Consider the following 22,683-nt stretch of genomic DNA (forward strand, 5'->3'; position numbering starts at 1 on the left):
GGTCAGTAGCTCGGGAGGCTGCGGGGGCCGAGGTCGTTGCGCACGGCGGGCGGCGCGAGGCGGACGGTGGCGCCCAGGACGGAGAGGCCGTCCGGTGCCACGACCACGGGTTCCAGCGCCACGCCGACCACCTCGGGGTGGTCGTCGACCAGCCGGGAGACCCGCAGCAGCAGTTCCTCCAGCGCGCGGGTGTCCACCGGTGCCGAACCGCGCCAGCCGAACAGCAGCGGGGCCGTCCTGATCGACCTGATCAGCTCGGCCGCGTCCCGGTCGGTGGCCGGTACGAGCCGGTGCCCGATGTCCCCGAGCAGTTCGGAAGCGGCCCCGGCCAGACCGAACGACAGCACCGCGCCGGCCGCCGCGTCGATGCTCGCCCGTACGACGGTGTCGACGCCGCGCGGTGCCATGGCCTGCACGACCGGCGACAGTTCCTCGGGCTTGCCGAGCGCCTCGGTCAGCTCCGCGTACGCCCTGCGCAGGTCCTCCTCGTCGGCGAGGTCCAGCCGTACGCCGCCGAGGTCGGGGCGGTGGCGCAGGTGCGGGGCGGTGGTCTTGAGCGCGACCGGGTAGCCGAGGCGGGCGGCGGCGGCCACGGCGGCGTCCGGGCCGGGGGCGGGCAGTGCGGCGCGGACGGCGATCCCGTACCGGCCGAGCAGTTCGCGTGCGGAGTCCGCGTCGAGCGGCAGCCCGCGCGGGTCGCCGCCGGTGCCCAGCAGGGCGTCGATCTGCGCGGCGGCCCCGCTCTCGTCGATGTCGTCGTACTCGGGGACCTTGCCCGGCTCGGCGGCCTCGCGCCGCCAGCGGGCGTACCGCACGGCCTCGGCCAGCGCGCGCACGGCCCGCTCGGCGGCCGGGTACGCCGGAATCCGCCGAACGGGCGCCGCTGCGTCCGCCGCTGCGTCCGGTGGGCCCCCGGGCGGCCCGGGGGCCGGAGCGGGCGGGCCCGCGGCGGCCTCCCGCGGAACCGCACCCGGCTCCCCGGCCGGGCCCCGCCCCCCGGCCGCGCCCTCCTTCCCCGGCCCGGTGCCCGCCGCCACCGCCAGCGCCTCCGCCAGTTCCCCCATCTCCACGTGCACCACCGCCACCGGTTTCGCCGGGGACGTGGCGGCGGCCTCCCGCAGTGCCGCGGCCAGGACCTCGCCGTCGCCGGACTCGGTGGCCCCGTCGTCCCCCACCCACGGGATCGCCGTGACCACCACCGCGTCGCACCCGGGGTCCGCCAGCGCGGCGGACAGCGCCTCGCGGAAGTCGGCCGGACGCGCGGCGGTGGTGAGGTCGAGGGGCGGCTGCGGACGCAGTCCTTCCGCGAGGCAGGCGTCGTAGGTGATCAGCCCGAGGGACTCGGAGTTGCCGAGGATCGCGGTGCGCGGGCCGCGCGGCAGGGGCTGTTCGGTCAGCATCAGACCGGCGTCGACGAGTTCGGTGACGGTGTCGACGCGGATCACTCCGGCCTGCCGGAACAGTGCCGAGACCGTGGCGTCGGGAATGCGTGCCGTGGGCACCGCGTGTCCCGGCGGCGTGCTTCCGCTGTGCCGGGCGCCCTTGACGACCACGATCGGCTTCACGGCGGCGGTGCGGCGGGCGAGGCGGGTGAACTTCCGCGGGTTGCCGATGGATTCGAGGTAGAGCAGGACGGTGTCGGTGTCGGTGTCCTCGTAGCAGTACTGGAGGAAGTCGTTCCCGGAGACGTCCGCGCGGTTTCCGGCGGAGATGAAGGCGGAGACGCCCGCTCCGCGCCGGTTCAGCCCGGAGAGCAGGGCGATGCCGATGGCGCCGGACTGGGTGAAGAGCCCGATCCGGCCGCGGGTGGGCAGCCGGGGCGCGAGCGAGGCGTTGAGGTCCACGGGGCCGGAGGTGTTGATGATGCCGAAGGCGTTCGGGCCGATGATCCGCATCCCGTACGAACGGGCCAGCCGCACCAACTCCCGCTGCCGCTGCCGTCCTTCGGCGCCGCCCTCGGCGTACCCGGCGCTCAGTACGACCAGCCCGCGCACCCCGCTCTCGCCGCAGTCGGTGACCACGTCCAGGACCCGTGCCGCGGGTACGGCGACGACGGCCAGGTCCACCGGCTCGCCGATCTCCGCGACGGAGCGGTGGGCCGGTACGCCGTCCAGGGCGGTGGTCTCCGGCGGCAGGGCCGCGTTCACGGCGTACGTACGGCCCGTGAAGCCGGCGGCGACGAGGTTGCGCAGCACCGTGCGGCCCACTCCGCCGGGCTGCCGGCCGGCGCCGACGACCGCGACGGAGCCGGGCGTCAGCAGCCGTTGCAGGGAGCGCGCCTCGGCGCGGTGCTCGCGGGCGCGCTGGACGGCCACCGAGCGGTCGGTGGGCTCCAGATCGAACTCCAGGCGGACCACACCGTCCTCGAAGGAGCGTTTCTGCTGATACCCGGCGTCCGTGAAGACCTTGATCATCTTTGAGTTGGCGGGCAGCACCTCGGCGACGAAGCGCCGGATGCCGCGTTCGCGGGCGACGGCGCCGATGTGTTCGAGGAGGGCGGAGGCCACGCCGCGCCCCTGGTGGGCGTCCTGCACCAGGAAGGCGACCTCGGCCTGGTCGGCACCGGGGCCCGAGGCGGGCATGCCGTCGGCGTTGATGCGGTCGTAGCGGACGGTGGCGATGAACTCGCCGCCCACGGTGGCCGCGAGGCCGACCCGGTCCACGTAGTCGTGGTGGGTGAAGCGGTGCACGTCCTTGGCGGAGAGCCGGGGGTAGGGCGCGAAGAAGCGGTAGTACTTCGACTCGTCGGAGACCTGCTCGTAGAAGCTGACCAGCCGCTCGGCGTCCTCGGTGGTGATGGGCCGGATGCGCGCGGTGCCGCCGTCGCGCAGCACCACGTCGGCCTCCCAGTGGTCGGGGTACACGTGCTCGGGGCGACCGGGCGCCCCCGGGCGCACGCCGTCGGGGTCCCGCTCCGCCTGATCCGCATCGTCCGCAGCCATGCCCATGGAGGCAGCCTACGACTCGCGGGCCCGGGGAGGGCGGGGCACTCTGGTGCTGCTCCCGGTGCCGCCGCGGGGCCGCGGGCAGGTGCCGGTCCCGGGTTGTCCGACGGGACTTCCGGCGGGACTTTCGTCGGGCAGAGCAGCCCGCACCACATGAGAGACTGGTCTAGACAACCAAGCATGAACACGAAGGGCAACACCATGGTTGAGCGCCGCGTCACCGTCGGCTGGGCCGAAGGCCTGCACGCCCGCCCCGCCTCCATCTTCGTCCGCGCCGTCACGGCCACCGGCGTCCCCGTCACCATCGCCAAGGCGGGCGGCAACCCGGTCAACGCCGCTTCGATGCTGGCGCTGCTGGGCCTGGGCGCACAGGGCGGCGAGGAGATCGTGCTGGCGTCCGAGGCCGAGGGCGCGGACACCGCCCTGGACCGTCTGGCGAAGCTGGTCGCCGAGGGCCTGGACGAGCTCCCCGAGACCGTCTGACCCGTACGGCCCCGAAAGGTCGCGCCCGTACGGGCGAATCTTCGCGCGGAAGCCGCGGTCCCGAGAACGGGACCGCGGCTTCCGTCGTTCCGCGGGGCGCGCGGAAATTACCCGGTGAATTTCTTCCCGGGAATTCCTGGCGGGCGCAATCCCGAATAGGGCCGCCCCTGCCACTGCTTTTTATACGGACCCCGTGTTAATTCCGGCCGCTCGCCAGGTTTACGGCATGTTGCGGAATCCTCATGCGGTACGAGGCCGCCGCCCGCTCCGCGTGCCGGGCGGTCAGCGTCCTGGCCCGCTCCGCGTCGCGCCGGGCCACCGCGTCCACGATCGCGCCGTGCTCCGCCCACCGCTCGGCGGGGCGGACGGACCGCTCCGAGACGTACATCCAGGTGGTCTTGTGCCGCAGCTGGGTGAGCAGGGTGATCAGTCCGGGGCTGGCGGAGGCCTGGGCGAGCGTCTCGTGGAACCAGCCGCCGAGCGCGGCGAGATCGTCGCCCTCCGGCTGCCCGGCCCGCTCCTGCCCCAGCCTGACCAGCCCGCGCAGCACCTTGAGGTGCGCCTCGCTGCGCCGCACGGCCGCCCGAGCCGCTCCCAGGGGCTCCAGCAGCGTCCGCACCTCCAGCAGGTCGGCGGCCTCCTGCGCGGTGGGCTCGGCGACGCAGGCGCCCACGTTCCTGCGGCGGGTGACGAAGCCCTCGGACTCCAGCGTGCGCAGCGCCTCGCGGACCGGGACCCGCGAGACCCCGTACCGGCCGGCCAGCAGTTCCTCGGTCAGCCGGCTGCCGCGCGGCAGGGCCCCCGACACGATGTCGTCGCGGATCGCCGTACACACCGAATGCGCGGGAATGCGCATGCCCGTCCCTCCGTCCGTTCTGCAACCGCCTTTCCGGAACTCTATTGCAGCGGGCCCGAACTGCCGACGGGCGGCGGAAATTCATGGCCGAAATTTGGCCGCGGCGGCCGGTGGGCCGCAAGAATTGCCGGAAAAGCGCGGGAACGCCGAAGGCCCCGGCTCACGAGGAGCCGGGGCCTTCGGGGAAACGACGGGAGGTACGGGGCCGCGCGCGGGATTCGGTCAGACGCGGACGCCGTGGCCGCGCAGGTAGGCGACCGGGTCGATGTCCGAACCGTAGTCGGGGGAGGTGCGGGCCTCGAAGTGCAGGTGCGGGCCGGAGGAGTTGCCGGTGGAGCCGGAGAGGCCTATCTGCTCGCCGGGGGTGACGGACTGCCCGACCGAGACACCGATCGAGGAGAGGTGGCCGTACTGGGTGTACGAACCGTCGTTCATCCGGATCACGATGTTGTTGCCGTACGCGCCGCCCCAGCCGGCCTCGACGACCGTGCCCGAGCCGACGGCGACGACGGAGCTGCCGGAGGAGGCGTGGAAGTCGACGCCGGAGTGGCTGCCGGAGGACCACATGGCTCCGCCGGTCTGGTAGCCGGTGGAGACGTAGGAGCCGGCGACCGGCAGCCGGAAGGAGTTGAGGCGCTTGCGCTCGGCCTCGCGGGCGGCGCGCTCGCGCTCCTCGCGCTCCTTCTTGATCTTCGCCTCGGCCTTGCGCTTGGCCTCCGCCCGGCGGGCCTCCTCGGCCTTGCGCTCGGCCTCGGCCTTCTCGTAGGCGTGCTTCTGGGCGGCGGCCTGGGCCTCGACCTTCTCGGCGAGGTTGTCCGTCACGGTGTCCTCCAGGACGACCGCGCGGATGGCGCCGGTGTCCTCGGCGGTCAGGTCCTGCTCGGCGGCGAGGGCCTGCGGGGCCAGCGTCCCGATGACGCCCGTCGTGGTGAGGGCGGCAACTCCGGCGATGTTCGCGCTCCTGCGCGACAGCACGGAGGGACGACGGTGCTTCCCGGCGGCACGGGTGAACGCCATGAAGAGGCTGTTTCCTTTCCTTCCTTCTCGCCTACCGGGTTAGCTGACGGGTTCGGAGCAGGAAGGTCTCCTACGGGCCCCACCGGCCCGTGAAGGGCGATGGCGTCCGATTCACCCCAGGGACGTAAGTGGGTCCCCGGCTCCCCAGGCTCGCGCCTGACGGGGACTCGGCGATGACTGTCCGGTGCCGCGGTTGCGGCGCACTCTGACGGACAGCCGGACCGACGCTAAGCGGCCCCTGTTTCAATCACCAAACAGAGACGGGGTTTTGTAACGCAGCCCACACGGCAGACACGCAACCTCCACAACAAACCGGACATACAGGAGGACCCCGACAACTCATCAGTCATCGGGGCCCTCCTTGTCCTGATTTGTCAGCCGGTGACGACGGAAACCTCACCGATGCCGAGCGCCCGCACCGGCTCGGCGATCCGCGCGGCGTCGCCGACCAGGACGGTGACGAGCCGGTCCACCGGGAAGGCGTTCACGACGGCCGCGGTGGCCTCCACGGTGCCGGTCTGCGCGAGCCTGGCGTACAGCTGGGCCTGGAAGTCGTCGGGCAGGTGCTGCTCGACCTGGTCGGCCAGGGTGCCCGCGACGGCGGACGCCGTCTCGTACTTGAGCGGGGCGACGCCCACCAGGTTCTGCACGGCCACGTCGCGCTCGGCGTCGGTGAGCCCCTCGGCCGCCAGCGTCCGCAGGACCTTCCAGAGGTCCTCCAGGGCGGGCCCGGTCGACTCGGTGTCCACGGAGCCGCTGATGGCCAGCATGGCGGCGCCGGTGCCGTCCTCGGCGGAGCGCAGCACCTGGCCGAAGGCGCGTACTCCGTACGTGTAGCCCTTCTCCTCGCGCAGGACGCGGTCCAGCCGGGAGGTGAGGGTGCCGCCCAGGCAGTACGTGCCCAGCACCTGGGCGGGCCAGACGCGGTCGTGCCGGTCGGCGCCGATACGGCCGATCAGCAGCTGCGTCTGGACGGCGCCCGGACGGTCCACGACGACGACCCGTCCGGTGTCGTCGGCCGTGACGGGCGTCATCGGGCGCGGCTCGGCGGTGTTGCCGGTCCACTCCCCCAGGGTGTCGGCCAGCACGGCGTCCAGGTCGGTGCCGTCCAGGTCGCCGACGACGACCGCGGTGGCGGTGGCCGGGCGGACGTGCGCCTCGTAGAAGGCGCGCACGGCCGCGGAGTCGATGCTCTTCACCGTCTCCTCGGTGCCCTGCCGGGGGCGCGACATCCGCAGCGACGCCGGGAAGAGCTCCTTGGAGAGCTGTTTGGCGGCCCGCCGCGAGGGGTTGGCCGCCTCGTGCGGGATCTCGTCGAGCCGGTTGCGCACCAGCCGCTCGATCTCGCCGTCCGCGAACGCGGGCGCGCGCAGGGCGTCCGCGAGCAGCCCGAGCGCCTTCGGCAGCCGGGAGACCGGGACTTCGAGGGAGACCCGGACGCCCGGGTGGTCGGCGAACGCGTCGAGGGTGGCGCCGCAGCGCTCCAGCTCGGCGGCGAACTCCTCGGCGGAGTGCTTGTCGGTGCCCTCGGTGAAGGCGCGCGACATGATGGTGGCCACTCCGTCGAGGCCCGCGGGCTCGGCCTCCAGCGGGGCGGCGAGGAAGACCTCGACGGCCACCAGCCGCTGGCCGGGGCGGTGGCAGCGCAGCACGGTCAGCCCGTTGGGCAGCGCGCCGCGCTCGGGGGCCGGGAAGGCCCACGGTGTCGCCGGGCCGGCCTGCGGCTGCGGGTGGAACTGCATGTCGCTGGTCACGGCTGCTGCGGTCTCCGTCACTTGTCCGCCCCTTCCTGCGTGTCTTCCTGCACGGCGCCGTCCTGCCCGGCGTCGTCGGACCCGGCTGCCGCGAGCGGCTCGTACACCAGGACCGCCCGGTTGTCGGGGCGCAGCCGTGCCTTGGCCACCGCCTGGACCTCCTCGGCGGTGATGTCGAGGACGCGTCCGACGGCGGTCAGGGCGAGCTGCGGGTCGCCGAACAGCACGGCGTACCGGCACAGTTCGTCGGCGCGGCCGGCCACCGTGCCGAGCCGGTCCAGCCACTCGCGCTCCAGCTGGGCCTGGGCGCGCTCCATCTCCTCGGCCGTCGGGCCCTCCTCGGCGAACCGGGCGAGCTCCTCGTCGACGGCCGCCTCGATCCGCGGAACCTCCACGCCGCTGGACGTCTTGACGTCCAGCCAGCCGAGGGAGGGCGCGCCGGACAGCCGCAGCAGGCCGAATCCGGCGGCGACGGCGGTCTGGTCGCGGCGCACGAGGCGGTTGTGCAGCCGGGAGGACTCGCCGCCGCCGAGGACGGTGAGCGCCAGGTCGGCGGCGTCCGCCTCGCGGGTGCCGTCGCTGGGCAGCCGGTAGGCGGCCATCAGCGCACGCGACGGGACCTCCTCCTCGACGACCTCGCGCAGTTCGCCGCCGATGACGTCGGGCAGCGAGCCGTCGCGCGGCGGCTGCTTGCCGTCGTGGCCGGGGATCGAGCCGAAGTACTTCTCCACCCAGGCCAGGGTCTGCTCGGGGTCGATGTCGCCGACCACGGACAGCACCGCGTTGTTGGGCGCGTAGTACGTGCGGAAGAAGGCGCGGGCGTCCTCCAGCGTCGCGGCGTCCAGGTCGGCCATGGAGCCGATCGGGGTGTGGTGGTAGGGGTGGCCCTCGGGGTACATGAGGGCGGTGAGCTTCTCGAACGCGGTGCCGTAGGGCACGTTGTCGTACCGCTGGCGGCGCTCGTTCTTGACGACGTCGCGCTGGTTCTCCATGGACTCGTCGTCGAGCGCGGTGAGCAGCGAGCCCATCCGGTCGGCCTCCAGCCAGAGCGCCAGCTCCAGCTGGTGCGCGGGCATGGTCTCGAAGTAGTTGGTGCGCTCGAAGCTGGTGGTGCCGTTGAGCGAACCGCCGGCGCCCTGCACCAGTTCGAAGTGCCCGTTGCCGTGCACCTGGGCGGAGCCCTGGAACATCAGGTGCTCGAAGAGGTGGGCAAGGCCCGTACGGCCCTTGACCTCGTGGCGCGAGCCGACGTCGTACCAGAGGCAGACCGCGGCGACCGGGGTCAGGTGGTCCTCGGAGAGAATCACCCGCAGACCGTTCGCAAGCCGGTGCTCGGTCGCTGTCAGGCCGCCTGAGCCGGCCTGCGCCGTGGCCGTGTGACCCATGGGCATGTACGTCCCTTCGCTCGCGTATGAGACAAGTCCTGCGATTAAGTCCTGCCACTGTATGCAAGCGCACCGACAGTCCGCGAAGTTCCCGGTTCGCACACCCTTCTTGGGGACCTCGTCAAAGAGGCGTCCGGGCCGGTACGGACGGGTCGAGGTCGGCGTTGTCGGTGGGGCGGTCCACAATGGTCGGCGTCAGAACCCCCGATCCACCTCCGCGCCAACCCGAGCGTCACCCCCGCGCACCACCCAGCGATCCGCAACCGTCCGTTGCAAGAGTGAGAAGGAGCCGCAGCCGCGATGGCCCGCCGCAGCACGAAGACCCCGCAGCCGGACGAGGCGTTCGAGGAGAAGATCCTCGACGTCGACGTCGTCGACGAGATGCAGGGCTCCTTCCTCGAGTACGCGTACTCGGTGATCTACTCGCGCGCCCTGCCGGACGCGCGGGACGGCATGAAGCCGGTGCACCGCCGCATCGTCTACCAGATGAACGAGATGGGCCTGCGTCCCGACCGCGGCTACGTCAAGTGCGCCCGCGTCGTCGGCGAGGTGATGGGCAAGCTGCACCCGCACGGCGACGCGTCGATCTACGACGCGCTGGTCCGGATGGCCCAGCCGTTCTCGATGCGGCTGCCGCTGGTCGACGGCCACGGCAACTTCGGTTCGCTCGGCAACGACGACCCGCCGGCCGCGATGCGTTACACCGAGTGCCGGATGGCCGATGCCACCTCGCTCATGACGGAGTCGATCGACGAGGACACCGTCGACTTCAACCCGAACTACGACGGCAAGGAGCGCGAGCCCGTCGCGCTGCCGGCCGCCTACCCGAACCTGCTGGTCAACGGCACCACAGGCATCGCGGTGGGCATGGCCACCAACATGCCGCCGCACAACCTGGGCGAGGTCGTCGCCGCCGCCCGCCACCTGATCAAGCACCCGGGCGCCGACCTGGAGACGCTGATGCGTTTCGTGCCCGGCCCCGACCTGCCGACCGGCGGCCGGATCGTCGGCCTGGCCGGCATCAAGGACGCGTACGAGAAGGGCCGCGGCACCTTCAAGATCCGCGCCACGGCCGCGGTGGAGAACGTGACCGCGCGCCGCAAGGGCCTGGTCGTCACCGAACTGCCCTTCACGGTCGGTCCGGAGAAGGTGATCGCCAAGATCAAGGACCTGGTCGGCGCGAAGAAGATCCAGGGCATCGCCGACGTCAAGGACCTCACCGACCGCTCGCACGGCCTGCGCCTGGTCATCGAGATCAAGAACGGCTTCGTGCCCGAGGCCGTCCTGGAGCAGCTCTACAAGCTGACGCCGATGGAGGAGTCCTTCGGCATCAACAACGTGGCCCTGGTGGACGGCCAGCCCCTCACGCTCGGCCTCAAGGAGCTCCTGGAGGTCTACCTCGACCACCGCTTCGAGGTCGTGCGGCGCCGCAGCGAGTTCCGCCGCACCAAGCGCCGCGACCGGCTGCACCTGGTCGAGGGCCTGCTCGTCGCGCTGATCGACATCGACGAGGTCATCCGCCTCATCCGCTCCAGCGAGAACTCGGCACAGGCCAAGGAGCGCCTGATCGAGCGCTTCGGCCTGAGCGAGATCCAGACGCAGTACATCCTGGACACCCCGCTGCGCCGGCTCACCAAGTTCGACCGGATCGAGCTGGAGTCGGAGCGCGACCGGCTCAACGGCGAGATCGACGAGCTGACCGGAATCCTGGAGTCCGACGCGGAGCTGCGCAAGCTGGTCTCCGCCGAACTGGCCGCGGTGGCGAAGAAGTTCGGCACCGAGCGCCGTACGGTCCTGCTGGAGTCGGGCGCCTCCGCGGTCGCCGCCGTCCCGCTGGAGGTCCCGGACGACCCGTGCCGCGTCCTGCTGTCCTCCACCGGTCTGCTGGCCCGTACGCCCAACGGCGAGCCGCTCGCCCTGGACGACGCGCGGCGCACCAAGCACGACGTGATCGTCTCGGCGGTGCCCGCCACGGCCCGTGGCGACGTCGGCGCGGTGACCTCGGCGGGACGCCTGCTGCGCCTCGCCGTCATCGACCTGCCGCAGCTCCCGGACACCGCGTCCGCGCCCAACCTCTCCGGCGGCGCCCCGGTCTCCGAGTTCCTCTCCCTGGAGGGCGACGAGACCCTGATCTGCCTGACCACCCTCGACGAGTCGTCGCCGGGCCTGGCGATCGGCACCGAGCAGGGCGTCGTCAAGCGGGTGGTACCGGACTACCCCTCGAACAAGGACGAGTTGGAGGTCATCTCCCTCAAGGACGGCGACCGCATCGTCGGCGCGGCCGAGCTGCGCACCGGTGAGGAGGACCTCGTCTTCATCACCGACGACGCCCAGCTGCTGCGCTACCAGGCCGCGCAGGTACGTCCGCAGGGCCGCCCGGCCGGCGGCATGGCGGGCATCAAGCTGGCCGCGGGCGCCAAGGTGATCTCCTTCACGGCGGTGGACCCGGCGGCGGACGCGGTGGTGTTCACCGTGGCGGGCTCGAAGGGCACCCTGATGGGCGACGCGGAGTCCTCCGCCAAGCTCACGCCGTTCGACCAGTACCCGCGCAAGGGACGGGCCACCGGTGGCGTCCGCTGTCAGCGGTTCCTGCGCGGCGAGGACACGCTGATGCTGGCCTGGGCGGGCGCCGCTCCGGCCAGGGCCGCCCAGAAGAACGGCACCCCTGCCGACCTGCCGGACCTCGACCCGCGCCGCGACGGCTCGGGCACCCCACTGGCGAAGCCGGTGGCCGCGCTGGCGGGCGCGGTGTAGGTCCCGCACCGGGGACGACCGGGGGCGCGACCGTCTTGCGGCGGTCGCGCCCCCGCGTGCCCGCACCCCCGCGTGGCCGGCGACGGCCCGGCCGTCGAGTGCGCGACGGAAGGGGCGAGCTTCGGCCTCCACGAGCGTCGCGCCACCGCGCCCCTCGCGACCTCCCGGCCACTCCTCGCGCGCCCCGGGACCGGCCGGCTCCGGCCCCCCTACGCCGGACCGTTCCACTCCCGGTGCGCCGATCGCGGACCACCCAGCTCCGGATCGCCGGCCCATTCCGGACCGCCCGAATCGGGATCGTCCGATTCCGGATCGCCCGATTCCGGATCGTCCGGCTGCTGTACGTAGCGCAGTACGCCCCACATGGCGCGCTCGCTCCGCTCGTCCTGGACCGCGTCCTCGTCCGCCCGGCAGTCCGTCAGCCGTGTGCGCAGCGCGGCCCCGTCCGTGCCCGAGCCGATCAGCACGAGCTGGGTGAGCCGCTCCTCGTCGCTCCCCCACGGCTCCGGACTGAACCGCAGGAACCGGCCCACCGCGTGCACCTCGTACCGGTTGCGCGCGTCCGCCGCACCGAAGTCGACGTACCCCTTGATCCGGTAGAGCCCCTCGGGCCGTTCGTCGAGGAACCGCATCAGCCGCCCGGGGTCCATCGGCCGGTGCGAGGTGAAATCGACGCTCTCGTACGAGGCGTGCAGGTGGGCGGCGTGGTCGTGCCCGCAGTCCGCCGCCCCGCACCCGGCCTCGGCGCCGTCCGGCGCGTCCTCGTCCAGGCCCTCCGCCTCCGCGCGCAGGTCCTCGAAGCTCAGCTGCCAGCCGTCCGCGCGGTGTTCCGCGTCGGTCCGGCGCTCGAAGAGCACGTCCGGGTCGATCCGCCCGTACCGCACCGGCAGCACCGCGCCGCCGCCGAGCGCGGCGAGTTCGGCCCGCAGCGCGTCCAGCTCGTGCTCCGGCACCCGGTCCGCCTTGTTCAGGACCACCAGGTCGGCGACGGTGAGGTGCCGGACGATCTCCGGGTGCCGTTCGCGGGTCGCCGTGAACTCGGCGGCGTCCACGACCTCGACGAGCCCGCCGTACACGACCCGCGGATTCTCACTGGCGAGCAGCATCTTCACCAGCTCCTGCGGCTCGGCCAGCCCGCTCGCCTCGATCACGACGACGTCCATCCCGGCGGCCGGATCGGCGAGCTTGTCGAGGTAGAGGTCCAGCTCACTGGCGTCCACCGCACAGCACAGACAGCCGTTGCCCAGCGACACCGTCGAGTCCCCGAGCTGCCCGGCCACCGCCATGGCGTCGATCTCGATGGACCCGAAGTCGTTGACGATCGCCCCGATACGGGTGCCTCGGCTGCGCCGCAGGAGGTGGTTGAGCAGCGTCGTCTTGCCGGCCCCCAGGAACCCCGCGAGGACGACGACCGGAATCTGTTGCCTGGACATGGTGCTGATCGTAGAGGCGCCCGCGGGCCCGCCGGGAACCCCGGCCCGCGGACGCCGCGTCCGTCGAACGATTGTTGCCCCCGCTTACCGGGAAGACACTCAGCACGGCGCGCAGGGCGACGACACGTGCCTCCGTGCGCCTCTTCTCCGCCTCCCGCCGATCGGAGCCGCTCGGCAACCTGGGATGCGGCAAACGCAGTCAACGACCGCCCGCCGGCCCGCGCGCCATGTCCGTTTCACCGGTGTCTGGTTGACGGTCGCCTGTGATTCGGGGGTGGGTGCATGACAGGGCAGGAACGCCGACGCCTGCGCGACGTCGCCGCGGGCATTCTGTTCAGTGCGGCGGTCACCGCACTGCTGGCGCAACAGAGACAGAACCACCACCGGCTGCTGCTGATGGAGAAGCACCATCTCCACTCGGAGCTGCTCTACAAGGCCATGGACGACCCGCAGCTCGCGGAGGTGCTGAACACCTACGAGACGGAGGTGCCTCCGGAGCGGCAGCGCCAGTTCCTCTACGCGAACATCGTCTACGGCAACGTCCTGCACTACTGCCGCATCGGCGTCATGGACACCGAGGAGGCGCTGGGCCACCTGCGCGGCATCTGCCAGAGCCGCGCCTTCCGGGACTTCTGGGACGCCACCCAGCACCACCGGGAGAGCCTGCCCGGCGACTCCCCCGAGGCGGTGCTGGGCCGCCAGGTCGATCTGATCGTCACGCGCGCCAGCGAGGAGAGGGACAACTGGTGGGTGGCGTGAGCGGAAGCGGAAGGAGGCGAACCGGCCCGCCCGGGGTGGCGGTACCGGGCGCGCGGGCCGCGGTACCGGGCGTACGGACCGGGGCGTGCCACGGGCGGTACGACGAAGCTACGCGTCCGGAATCTCGGCCTTGGCCCTGATGAGGGTCTCCCTGCTGATCACGACGATCCGCTCGTAGTCGGCGCGCCCCGCGTCCGCCGGCAGTTCGTCGTCGAGCACCGCCGTCGACTCCGTACCGATGACGGCAAAGTTGCCGTCACTGAGTTCGAAGATGTCCGGACAGGTCTGCCCCGAGGCGCTGCCCCGCTCCTTGGGCGACGCGCCGATCCTGCGGACGATGCTCACGTTCTTCAATGGGTATCCCGTTGGTGCTGTGCCCTGGCAGCGCGCAGGGCAGGGGTGTCTGACGTTGATGAGCCGTGAGCACGATCACGGGGTGACGCGTTCCGATGCGCACGGGGACCTCCCGCACTGGAACACGTGAGGACCCGCCTCGTGACGTTCCGAGCGGGACACCTCCGACGAACGGGTGGCGCGGGTCACATTACCCGCTTCACGTCATGGTTGGCGTGCACCCGAAAGGCCGCTCGAAACCCCGGAAGGCCCGTGCGCGCCCCGGGCCCGCCCGCCGTCCGGCGGGGGCGGCGCACTCGCTGCCGGGGCCCGCCGCGCACGGGCGGACCGCGCCCTCCGCCCCTCCGCGCACACCCTGCTCTCGCCCCGGCGCACGCCTGCCCCTACGGTTCGCCCCATGCGCATCAACTGGCCGCAGCGCGTCGTCTCCCGTTTCCTGCTGATGCAGCTGGTGATCGCCACGGGCGTCACCGTGCTGGCCACCGGCCTCTTCCTCGCCCCGCTGGGCGCGCAGCTCGACGACCAGGCGATGCGGCGTGCGCTGTCCATCGCGCAGGTCACGGCGGACCCCCGGCTCGCGGCGACGCTGCTGGCGTCGCCCGCCACGCCCGGCGGTCCGGTGCAGGCCGAGGCCGAACGGATCCGGCGGGCCACCGGCGCGGAGTACGTGGTGATCATGGACCGGCGCGGCATCCGCTGGTCGCACACCTCGCTCGCGCAGATCGGCCGGACCGTCTCCACCGATCCCAGCGACGCGCTCGCGGGTGCCGAGGTCATGGAGATCGACAGCGGCACGCTCGGCCGCTCGGCCCGGGGCAAGGTCCCGCTGCGCGACCTGCGCGGACGTATCGTCGGGGCCGTCTCGGTCGGCATCGAGTACGACACCGTGCGCGGGCGGCTGCTCGCGGCCATTCCGGGGCTGCTCGCTTACGCGGGCGGGGCGCTCGCTCTCGGTGCGCTGGCCGCGTACCTGATCTCCCGCAGGCTCCAGCGGCAGGTCCACGACCTGGCCTTCTCCGATCTCGCGGGGCTGCTCGCGGAGCGCGAGGCGATGCTGCACGGCATCCGGGAGGGGGTCGTGGCCCTCGACGCGCGCGGCCGGGTACGGCTGATCAACGACGAGGCACAACGGCTGCTGGGCGTCGGCGAGGAGGCCGCCGGGCGGCTGCTGGACGAGGTGCTGGGCCCGGGGCGCACCGCCGACGTGCTGCTGGGCCGGGTGTCCGGCGAGGACCTGCTGACCGTCCGCGGGCCCCGGGTGCTGGTCGCCAACCGGATGCCCACCGACGACGGCGGGGCCGTGGCCACCCTCCGCGACCGCACCGAACTGGAACAGCTGGGCCGCGAGCTCGACTCCACCCGCGGGCTGATCGACGCGCTGCGCGCCCAGGACCACGAGCACGCCAACCGGATGCACACCCTGCTGGGGCTGCTGGAGCTGGAGATGTACGAGGAGGCCGCGGAGTTCGTCACCGAGGTCGCCGGGGTGCACCGGGCCACCGCCGAGCAGTTCTCCGAGCGCGTCCACGATCCGCTGCTCGCGGCCCTGCTGGTCGGCAAGGCGACCGTAGCCGCGGAACACGCGGTGGTGCTGCGCCTCGCGGAGGGCACCCTGCTGCCGGACAGGCTGGTGGACCCGCGGGGGCTGGTGACGGTGGTCGGCAATCTGGTGGACAACGCGCTGGACGCCTCGGCCGGGTCGGCCGGTGCGTCCGTGGAGGTGGCCCTGTTCGCGCGGGGCCGCGAGGTGGAGCTGCGGGTGACGGACAGCGGGCCCGGGGTGCCCGAGGAGCAGCGGGAGCTGATCTTCACGGAGGGCTGGTCGACGAAGGAACTGCCCGCGCACGGCAGACGCGGGCTGGGGCTCGCGCTGGTACGGCGGCTCGCGGAGCGGCAGGGCGGGTCGGCGCGGGTCGCCGAAGGGGCCGGCGGGGGTGCGGAGTTCACGGTCGTACTGCCGGAAGCCCTGGCTGGTAGGGCTGCGGCAGTACGACCGTGAGCGGTGCGCGGGACCGTGCTCAGGCCGCCCCGGCTCCGGTGAGGGAGCGGACCTCGGTCTCCGCGTGCTTGGCCTCGTCCGGTGGCTCGGGCGAGGTGACGGTGCCCAGCCAGCCCGCGAGGAAGCCCAGCGGGATCGAGACGAGGCCGGGGTTCTGGAGCGGGAAGAACTGGAAGTCGGCGGCCGGGAACAGCGATTCGGGGCTGCCGGAGACGACCGGGGAGACCACCACGAGCAGTACCGCCGGGACCAGCCCGCCGTACACGGACCAGACGGCCCCGCGGGTGGTGAAGCCGCGCCAGAACAGCGAGTAGAGCAGCACGGGGAGGTTGGCGGAGGCCGCGACGGCGAAGGCGAGGCCGACCAGGAACGCCACGTTCAGGTCGCGGGCGAGCAGGCCGAGGGCGATGGCCACCACTCCGATGCCACCCGCGGCGACCCTGGCGACGGCGACCTCGCTGTACTGCTTCGCGCGCCGGCTGCGGCTGCGCAGGGAGGCGTACAGGTCGTGGGCGACGGAGGCGGAGGAGGCGAGCGTGATGCCCGCGACGACGGCGAGGATGGTCGCGAAGGCGATGGCCGCGACCACCGCAAAGAGAACCGTTCCTCCTGTGGAGCCGTCGCCGCCGCCCAGATCGGCGGCGAGCAGCGGGACGGCCGTGTTGCCCGCCGCGTTGGACGCCCGCACCCGGTCCGAGCCGAGGATCGCGGCGGCGCCGAAGCCCAGCACGATCGTCATCAGGTAGAAACTGCCGATCAGCCCGATCGACCAGACCACCGACCGGCGCGCGGCGCGGGCGGTGGGCACGGTGTAGAAGCGCGACAGGATGTGCGGCAGGCCGGCCGTGCCCAGGACCAGGGCGAGTCCGAGGCTGATGAAGTCGAACCGGGCGACCCAGTCCCCGCCGTACCTGAGGCCCGGGGCCAGGAAGTCCTTGCCGTGCCCGCTGCGTTCGGCCGCGGTGGTCAGCAGCTGGTTGAAGTCCCCGTGGAACCGCACCAGGACGAGGACGCTGAGCGTGAGGGTGCCGGCCATCAGCAGGACGGCCTTGACGATCTGGATCCAGGTGGTGGCCCGCATCCCGCCCAGCGTCACGTAGATCACCATGAGGGCGCCGACGCCGATGACCGTCCAGGTCTGGGCGGCCCCGCTGCTGCCGCCGAGCAGCAGACCGACGAGCGAGCCCGCGCCGACCATCTGGGCGACCAGGTAGAGGACGGAGACGGTGACCGAGGAGGTGCCCGCGGCGATCCGCACGGGCCGCTCGCTCATCCGGGCGGCGACCACGTCGGCGAGGGTGAACCGGCCGCAGTTCCTGACCAGTTCGGCCACCAGGAACAGGACGACGAGCCAGGCCACCAGGAATCCGACAGAGTAGAGCATGCCGTCGTAGCCGTAGAGGGCGATGAGGCCGGAGATGCCGAGGAAGGAGGCGGCGGACATGTAGTCGCCCGCGATGGCGAAACCGTTCTCCATGGGCGAGAAGAGCCGGCCGCCGACGTAGAACTCCTCGGCCGAGCCGTGCCGGTTGCGGCTCACCCAGGTGGTGATCGCGAGGGTGGTCGCGACGAACGCGCTGAACAGCAGCAGGGCCAGGGTCTGGTGACCGTGGTTCACCGGACGTCCCCCTTGGTGAGCCTCGCCAGTTCCTGGGTGTCCCAGCGCAGTTCCAGGGCGGCCCGGTCCCGGCGCAGCCTGGCGTGCCGGGTGTACGCCCAGGTCAGCAGGAAGGTGGTGAGGAACTGTCCGAGTCCCGCGACCATGGCCACATTGACCGCACCGGCCACCGGCCGGGCCATCAGCTCCGGAGCGGCGGTGGCGGCGACGACGTACGCGAAGTACCAGGCGAGGAATCCGAGGGTCGCGGGGAAGACGAACCGCCGGTACCGGCTGCGCACCTGCCGGAACGCCGCGCTGCGCTGCACTTCCAGGTAGATGTCGGCCGCACTGTGTTCGCGCTCCGTGGCGGTGCGCGCGGGCGGCACGAGATGCGCCGGGGTGCCCGTACCGTCCAGTTCGCCCCACCCGGAGGCGAGCGCGTCGTACCACGGGTCGTCGAACCGCATCGCTGCGGCATCACGCCCTTCGTGCTTGTCCACCGAACAACTCTCCTTGTCCACGGCCGGATTGGTCCGCGTGCCCCAGGATGGGCAGACCGGAAAGATCGTCGGTTCGGCAATCCCCTCTCTTCACCCCATTAGGTGACGTCTCCACTGATGGCATGGTCCCAGGGCACAGTCCCCGCTCCTGCCCGCCGCTCCTGGTCATGTCCGCACCGGACGCGAACCAGAGCCCCGGCCGCCGCGTCCGGCGATCGGCCACCGCTTGCGGCACCCGGTCGCTGAGTGCGGCACCCGATCGCTGAGTCCCGCGCTCGATCGCTGAGTCCGGCGGAGCCCGCCGGACGCCCCTAGAGCGTGCTGCGGCCTCCTCGCCCGCCCGCCGCGGGCGGCCGGGCGAGGCCCTCCCGGTAGGCGTACCGCACGGCCTGCGCCCGGTCGCGCACCCCGGTCTTGGCGAAGAGGTTGTTGATGTGGGTCTTCACCGTGGCCGGTCCGATGCGGAGCTCCCGGGCGATCTCCGCGTTGGGCTTGCCCTCCGCGATCAGCACCAGCACCTCGGCCTCGCGCGGGGTGAGCCCGTCCGGCAGCTCCTCGGGACCCGGCGCGGCGGGCTCGGGTGCGGTGACCTGTTCGAGGAGTCGGCGCTGCACTCCGGGCGAGAGTCCGGCCTGCCCGGACACCACGTCCCGCACCGCCCGCGCGATCTCCGAGCCGTCCGCGTCCTTGGTGAGGTACCCCCGGGCGCCCGCCCGCAGCGCCGGGAACAGCCACTCGTCGTCCGCGTACGTCGTCAGCACCACGACCTGGGTGGACGGGTGCCGGTCCCGGATTCTGCGAGTCGCCTCCACCCCGTCGCAGCGCGGCATCCGCAGGTCCATCAGGACCACGTCGGGCCCGTGCTCCGCCACCAGCGCGACGGCCTCCTCACCGTCCCCCGCCGAGCCGACCACCTCGATACCTGGCAGCAGCCCCAGCAGGAGCACGATGCCCTCGCGCACCATCGCCTGGTCGTCGACGACCAACACCCGGATCCCACCGCCCTCGACGGCACCGCCCGCACCGACGGCTCCCCCATGAGCGCCGACTCCGCGCGCATCCCCCTCACCTGAGGCTCCCCCGTTCGCGCCGGCTCCGCGGGCCTCTCCCTCGTTGGCGGCTCCCGCGTGAGCATCGGCTCCGCGGGCATCCCCCTCACTGACGGCTCCCCCATGAGCGCCGGCTCCGCGGGCATCGCCCTCACCAGAGGCTCCCCCGTGCGCGCCGACTCCGCGGGCCTCTCCCTCGTTGACGGCTCCCGCGTGAACGTCAGCTCCGCGGGCATCCCCGTCACCAGCGGCTCCCCCGCGAGCGTCAGCTCCGCGGGCGTCCCCCGTACCAGCGGTTCCCCCGCGCGGCTCGCCCCCGCCGGGGCCCCACGCCTCCGCGTATCTCATACCGGCATCCGCAGCCTCACCGCGAACCCCTTCCCCTCCGGGCCGGCCTCCAGCGTGCCCCCGAGCAGTTCCGCCCGCTCCCGCATTCCCAGCAGACCGTACCCGGCGCCCGTAGCCGACAGTTCTCCTCGCGCGCCGGACCCGCCCGAGTCCCGTACCTCCAGGCCGACTTCGTCCGGGCCGTACGTCAGCACCAGCCGCACCGCCGCTCCCGGCGCGTGCTTGCGCACATTGGTCAGCGCCTCCTGTGCCACCCGCCGCACCGCCTGCGAAGCCTCGGCCTTCAGCTGTCGTGGTTCCCCGACCACTTGGACCTCGGACCGGTCGGCGGTCGCCAGCTCCCGCAGATAGTCCTCCACGGGCGCCATGTCCCCGCGCAGCGCGGAGAGCGCCTGACGGGTCTCCGCGAGGCCTTCCCGGGCCATTCCCCGGGCCGCGACGACCCTCTCCAGCACGCTGTCCCTGAACGGTCCCTGCGGCTCGCGCTCGATCAGCAGCCGCGCCGCCTCCAGGTGCACCATCTGCGCCGAGAGGCTGTGGGCCAGGACATCGTGTATCTCCCGGGCTATTCGGGCCCGTTCGGCCAGTGCCGCCGTCTCGGCCTCCGCGACCCGCGCGGCCCGCTCCTGCGCGAGGAGCCGGAAGCCGGACCCCCTGGCCTGCGCGTCCAGCCGCAGCATGTACCCGATGCCGACGACACCGAAGCCCACCACGGCCATCTCCCGGACGGTCACCAGACCGATGGCCGCGTGCAGGCCCATGATCAGCCCGCTCAGCGGGAGCCCCACCGACAACGGCAGCCGCTGTATGGCCTGCACCGCACAGACGATCAGCAGAATCGCCCCGGGAGTGCCGGCCCCCACCGCGTACGACCCCACTGCCAGCAGGGTCACCGCGCCCAGCACCCCGATCGCGGGCAGCAGCCGGTGGCGCAGGGTGTACCGGTCGTACAGCCCGGCGGCGCCGATGACCGCCGCCAGCGAGAGCGGCGGAACCATCACGGCCACACCGCCGAAGACCTGGGAGTCGTACGCCTCCCAGAGGATCCAGAAGCCCACTCCCAGCCAGGTGACCACGTCGATGGCGATCCGGATCCGGGGCACCCCGAGCCGGGACAGCGCCTCCGGCGCAGGCCAGGCGGTGAACCCGCCGCTCGACTGCTTCGTCTCCGATCCCATGCCGTCGACATTACGGATCAGGCGTCCGCAGCGGATCGGAGCGTGGGTGGAGCTTTTCGCTCCACCCACGGGTTGAGATCGCAAGGCGCCACGGGTGGCGGCACACCTGTCGCGGCCAGTGGCGGATCCGGTCAGGCGTCGATGCGCGACCTGTCCAGGGTGGCCGCCGCGCTGGTGATGAACTCCTTGCGCGGCGCGACCTCGTTGCCCATGAGGAGGTCGAAGACCTGCTCGGCGGAATCCAGGTCACCGATGTTGATCCGGCGCAGCGTCCGGAAGCGCGGGTCCAGCGTGGTCTCCGCCAGCTGGTCCGCGTCCATCTCGCCGAGGCCCTTGTAGCGCTGGATGTCGTCCTTGTACCGGACGTTCTTGCGCTGGAACTCCAGCAGCGTCTGCCGCAGCTCGTTGTCGGAGTACGTGTAGACGTACTTGTCCTGGCCCTTCTTGGGCTGGACCAGCTCGATCCGGTGCAGCGGCGGTACGGCCGCGAAGACCCGTCCCGCCTCGACCATCGGCCGCATGTACCGCTGGAAGAGCGTGAGCAGCAGAATGCGGATGTGCGCGCCGTCGACGTCCGCGTCGACGAGGAGCACGATCTTGCCGTACCTCGCCGCGTCGATGTCGAAGGTCCGGCCGGACCCGGCTCCTATGACCTGGATGATCGCGCCGCACTCGGCGTTCTTCAGCATGTCCGAGACGGACGCCTTCTGAACGTTGAGGATCTTGCCCCGGATCGGCAGCAGCGCCTGGAACTCGGAGTTCCGGGCCAGCTTCGCCGTACCGAGCGCGGAGTCTCCCTCGACGATGAAGAGCTCGCTGCGCTCCACGTCGTCGCTGCGGCAGTCGGCCAGCTTGGCCGGCAGCGAGGACGACTCCAGCGCGGTCTTTCGGCGCTGTGCGTCCTTGTGCTGGCGGGCCGCGATCCGGGTGCGGGCGGCGGCGACGATCTTCTCCATCACCGTGCGCGCCTGCGCCTTGGCATCGCGCTTGGTGGAGGTCAGGAACGCCTTCAGCTCCTTGGCGACCACGGCCGCGACGATGCGGTTGGCGGCCGAGGTGCCGAGCACCTCCTTGGTCTGGCCCTCGAACTGCGGCTCCGCGAGCCGCACGGTGACCACCGCGGTGAGGCCCTCCATGGCGTCGTCCTTGACGACGTCGTCCTCGGCGACGCGCAGCAGCTTGGCGGAGCGGAGCGCCTCGTTCACCGTCTTGGTGAGGGAGCGCTCGAAGCCGGAGACATGGGTGCCGCCCTTGGGGGTGGCGATGATGTTGACGAAGGACTTGACCGTGCTGTCGTACCCGGTGCCCCAGCGCAGCGCGATGTCCACGCCGAGTTCGCGGGTGACCTCGGTGGGCGTCATGTGGCCGCGCTCGTCGAGGACCGGGACGGTCTCCTTGAAGGTGCCCTGCCCGCTGAGCCGCATGACGTCGCAGATCGCCCTGTCCTGCGCCAGGTACTCGCAGAACTCGCTGATGCCGCCGTCGAAGCGGAACGTCTCTTCGCTCTTGCCGACGCCCTCCAGGTCCCGCTCGTCGCGCACGACGATGGTCAGGCCGGGGACCAGGAACGCCGTCTGGCGGGCGCGCTGGTAGAGGTTCTCCAGGGAGAGCTTGGCGTCCTTGAGGAAGATCTGCCGGTCCGCCCAGTACCGCACCCGGGTACCGGTGCGGCCCTTGGGCACCCGCTTGCCCTTGCGCAGCCCGTTGCCCGGGTCGAAGGGGGCGTCCGGTCCCGACTCGGTGAAGATGCCCGGGACACCGCGGCGGAAGCTGATCGAGTGCGTGACACTGCGGTCGACCTCGACGTCCAGGCGGGCCGAGAGCGCGTTCACCACGGATGCGCCCACGCCGTGCAGACCGCCGGAGGCGGCGTAGGAGCCACCGCCGAACTTGCCGCCGGCGTGCAGCTTGGTCATGACGACCTCGACGCCGGACAGGCCCGTCTTGGGCTCGACGTCGACGGGGATGCCGCGGCCGTTGTCCTGCACCTCGACGGAGCCGTCCTCGTGGAGGATGACCTCGATGCGGTCGCAGTGGCCGCCGAGCGCCTCGTCGACGGAGTTGTCGATGATCTCCCACAGGCAGTGCATCAGACCGCGGCTGTCGGTGGAGCCGATGTACATGCCGGGTCGCTTGCGGACCGCCTCAAGACCTTCGAGGACGAGCAGGTGCCGCGCGGTGTAATTGGAACCGTCACGGTCGGCACCGCTCAGCAGTGCGGCGGACGGGACGGTCGTATCGGCGGTCACGCGGTTCGCTCCTCGCTGAA

The 22,683-nt window shown here is 72.2% G+C and carries 16 protein-coding genes and 1 riboswitch; of the genes, 4 read left to right on the plus strand and 12 right to left on the minus strand.

Features of this window, described 5'->3' with window-relative positions; translation table 11 throughout:
* Positions 1-2: 2 nt before the first annotated feature.
* On the minus strand, positions 3-2,948 hold the full coding sequence (locus tag ACFYVL_RS18090) for a GNAT family N-acetyltransferase (protein WP_389245781.1): 2,946 nt from the start codon (positions 2,946-2,948) through the stop codon (positions 3-5).
* Between the two features lie 198 nt (positions 2,949-3,146).
* On the opposite strand from ACFYVL_RS18090, the gene ACFYVL_RS18095 reads away from it, so the two are divergent.
* Positions 3,147-3,428, plus strand: a complete 282-nt coding sequence (locus ACFYVL_RS18095; RefSeq protein ID WP_389245951.1) for an HPr family phosphocarrier protein — start codon at positions 3,147-3,149, stop codon at positions 3,426-3,428.
* 196 nt (positions 3,429-3,624) lie between these two features.
* Here the strand turns inward: ACFYVL_RS18095 and ACFYVL_RS18100 are convergent, their stop codons facing one another.
* From ACFYVL_RS18100 to ACFYVL_RS18115, 4 genes are all read right to left on the minus strand, one after another.
* On the minus strand, positions 3,625-4,284 hold the full coding sequence (locus tag ACFYVL_RS18100; RefSeq protein ID WP_389245783.1) for a GntR family transcriptional regulator: 660 nt from the start codon (positions 4,282-4,284) through the stop codon (positions 3,625-3,627).
* 222 nt (positions 4,285-4,506) lie between these two features.
* Positions 4,507-5,301 carry a M23 family metallopeptidase gene (locus ACFYVL_RS18105; RefSeq protein WP_389245785.1) on the minus strand — a complete coding sequence of 265 codons (795 nt, stop codon included), beginning with the start codon at positions 5,299-5,301 and terminating at the stop codon, positions 4,507-4,509.
* Positions 5,302-5,314: 13 nt separating this feature from the next.
* Positions 5,315-5,484, minus strand: a riboswitch (cyclic di-AMP (ydaO/yuaA leader).
* Between the two features lie 191 nt (positions 5,485-5,675).
* The gene (locus ACFYVL_RS18110) at positions 5,676-7,043 is read right to left on the minus strand and encodes a M16 family metallopeptidase (RefSeq protein ID WP_389245952.1); all 1,368 of its coding nucleotides are present in this window, start codon (positions 7,041-7,043) and stop codon (positions 5,676-5,678) included.
* A 29-nt stretch (positions 7,044-7,072) separates the two neighbouring features.
* Positions 7,073-8,446 carry a M16 family metallopeptidase gene (locus ACFYVL_RS18115; protein ID WP_389245787.1) on the minus strand — a complete coding sequence of 458 codons (1,374 nt, stop codon included), beginning with the start codon at positions 8,444-8,446 and terminating at the stop codon, positions 7,073-7,075.
* Between the two features lie 294 nt (positions 8,447-8,740).
* Between ACFYVL_RS18115 and ACFYVL_RS18120 the strand changes: the two genes are divergently transcribed.
* On the plus strand, positions 8,741-11,194 hold the full coding sequence (locus tag ACFYVL_RS18120) for a DNA topoisomerase (ATP-hydrolyzing) subunit A (RefSeq protein WP_389245789.1): 2,454 nt from the start codon (positions 8,741-8,743) through the stop codon (positions 11,192-11,194).
* Between the two features lie 209 nt (positions 11,195-11,403).
* Here the strand turns inward: ACFYVL_RS18120 and ACFYVL_RS18125 are convergent, their stop codons facing one another.
* Entirely contained in the window at positions 11,404-12,627 is a 1,224-nt protein-coding gene (locus ACFYVL_RS18125) for a CobW family GTP-binding protein (protein ID WP_389245791.1), read from the minus strand.
* Positions 12,628-12,909: 282 nt separating this feature from the next.
* Between ACFYVL_RS18125 and ACFYVL_RS18130 the strand changes: the two genes are divergently transcribed.
* Positions 12,910-13,386 carry a DUF6082 family protein gene (locus tag ACFYVL_RS18130; protein ID WP_389245793.1) on the plus strand — a complete coding sequence of 159 codons (477 nt, stop codon included), beginning with the start codon at positions 12,910-12,912 and terminating at the stop codon, positions 13,384-13,386.
* Positions 13,387-13,494: 108 nt separating this feature from the next.
* On the opposite strand, the gene ACFYVL_RS18135 is transcribed toward ACFYVL_RS18130, so the two are convergent.
* Entirely contained in the window at positions 13,495-13,731 is a 237-nt protein-coding gene (locus ACFYVL_RS18135) for a hypothetical protein (protein ID WP_389245954.1), read from the minus strand.
* Positions 13,732-14,137: 406 nt separating this feature from the next.
* On the opposite strand from ACFYVL_RS18135, the gene ACFYVL_RS18140 reads away from it, so the two are divergent.
* Complete coding sequence (locus tag ACFYVL_RS18140; protein WP_389245794.1) at positions 14,138-15,739, plus strand: ATP-binding protein; 1,602 nt, start codon at positions 14,138-14,140, stop codon at positions 15,737-15,739.
* Positions 15,740-15,758: 19 nt separating this feature from the next.
* Here ACFYVL_RS18140 and ACFYVL_RS18145 read toward each other — a convergent pair whose 3' ends face one another.
* The 5 genes from ACFYVL_RS18145 to ACFYVL_RS18165 form a co-directional block, all read right to left on the minus strand.
* Complete coding sequence (locus ACFYVL_RS18145) at positions 15,759-17,357, minus strand: cation acetate symporter (RefSeq protein WP_389245796.1); 1,599 nt, start codon at positions 17,355-17,357, stop codon at positions 15,759-15,761.
* Positions 17,354-17,806 (minus strand): DUF485 domain-containing protein, encoded by a 453-nt coding sequence (locus tag ACFYVL_RS18150; protein ID WP_389245957.1) that lies wholly within the window; start codon positions 17,804-17,806, stop codon positions 17,354-17,356. Before ACFYVL_RS18150 ends, ACFYVL_RS18145 begins: the two co-directional genes overlap by 4 nt.
* Positions 17,807-18,150: 344 nt before the next feature.
* Positions 18,151-18,834: a response regulator gene (locus ACFYVL_RS18155; protein WP_389245959.1), complete on the minus strand. Its 684-nt coding sequence runs from the start codon at positions 18,832-18,834 to the stop codon at positions 18,151-18,153.
* Between the two features lie 398 nt (positions 18,835-19,232).
* Positions 19,233-20,414: a sensor histidine kinase gene (locus ACFYVL_RS18160; RefSeq protein WP_389245798.1), complete on the minus strand. Its 1,182-nt coding sequence runs from the start codon at positions 20,412-20,414 to the stop codon at positions 19,233-19,235.
* Between the two features lie 131 nt (positions 20,415-20,545).
* On the minus strand, positions 20,546-22,663 hold the full coding sequence (locus ACFYVL_RS18165) for a type IIA DNA topoisomerase subunit B (protein WP_389245800.1): 2,118 nt from the start codon (positions 22,661-22,663) through the stop codon (positions 20,546-20,548).
* Between the last annotated feature and the right edge of the window lie 20 nt (positions 22,664-22,683).

This window comes from Streptomyces sp. NPDC004111 (assembly GCF_042874215.1).
Lineage (GTDB): Bacteria > Actinomycetota > Actinomycetes > Streptomycetales > Streptomycetaceae > Streptomyces.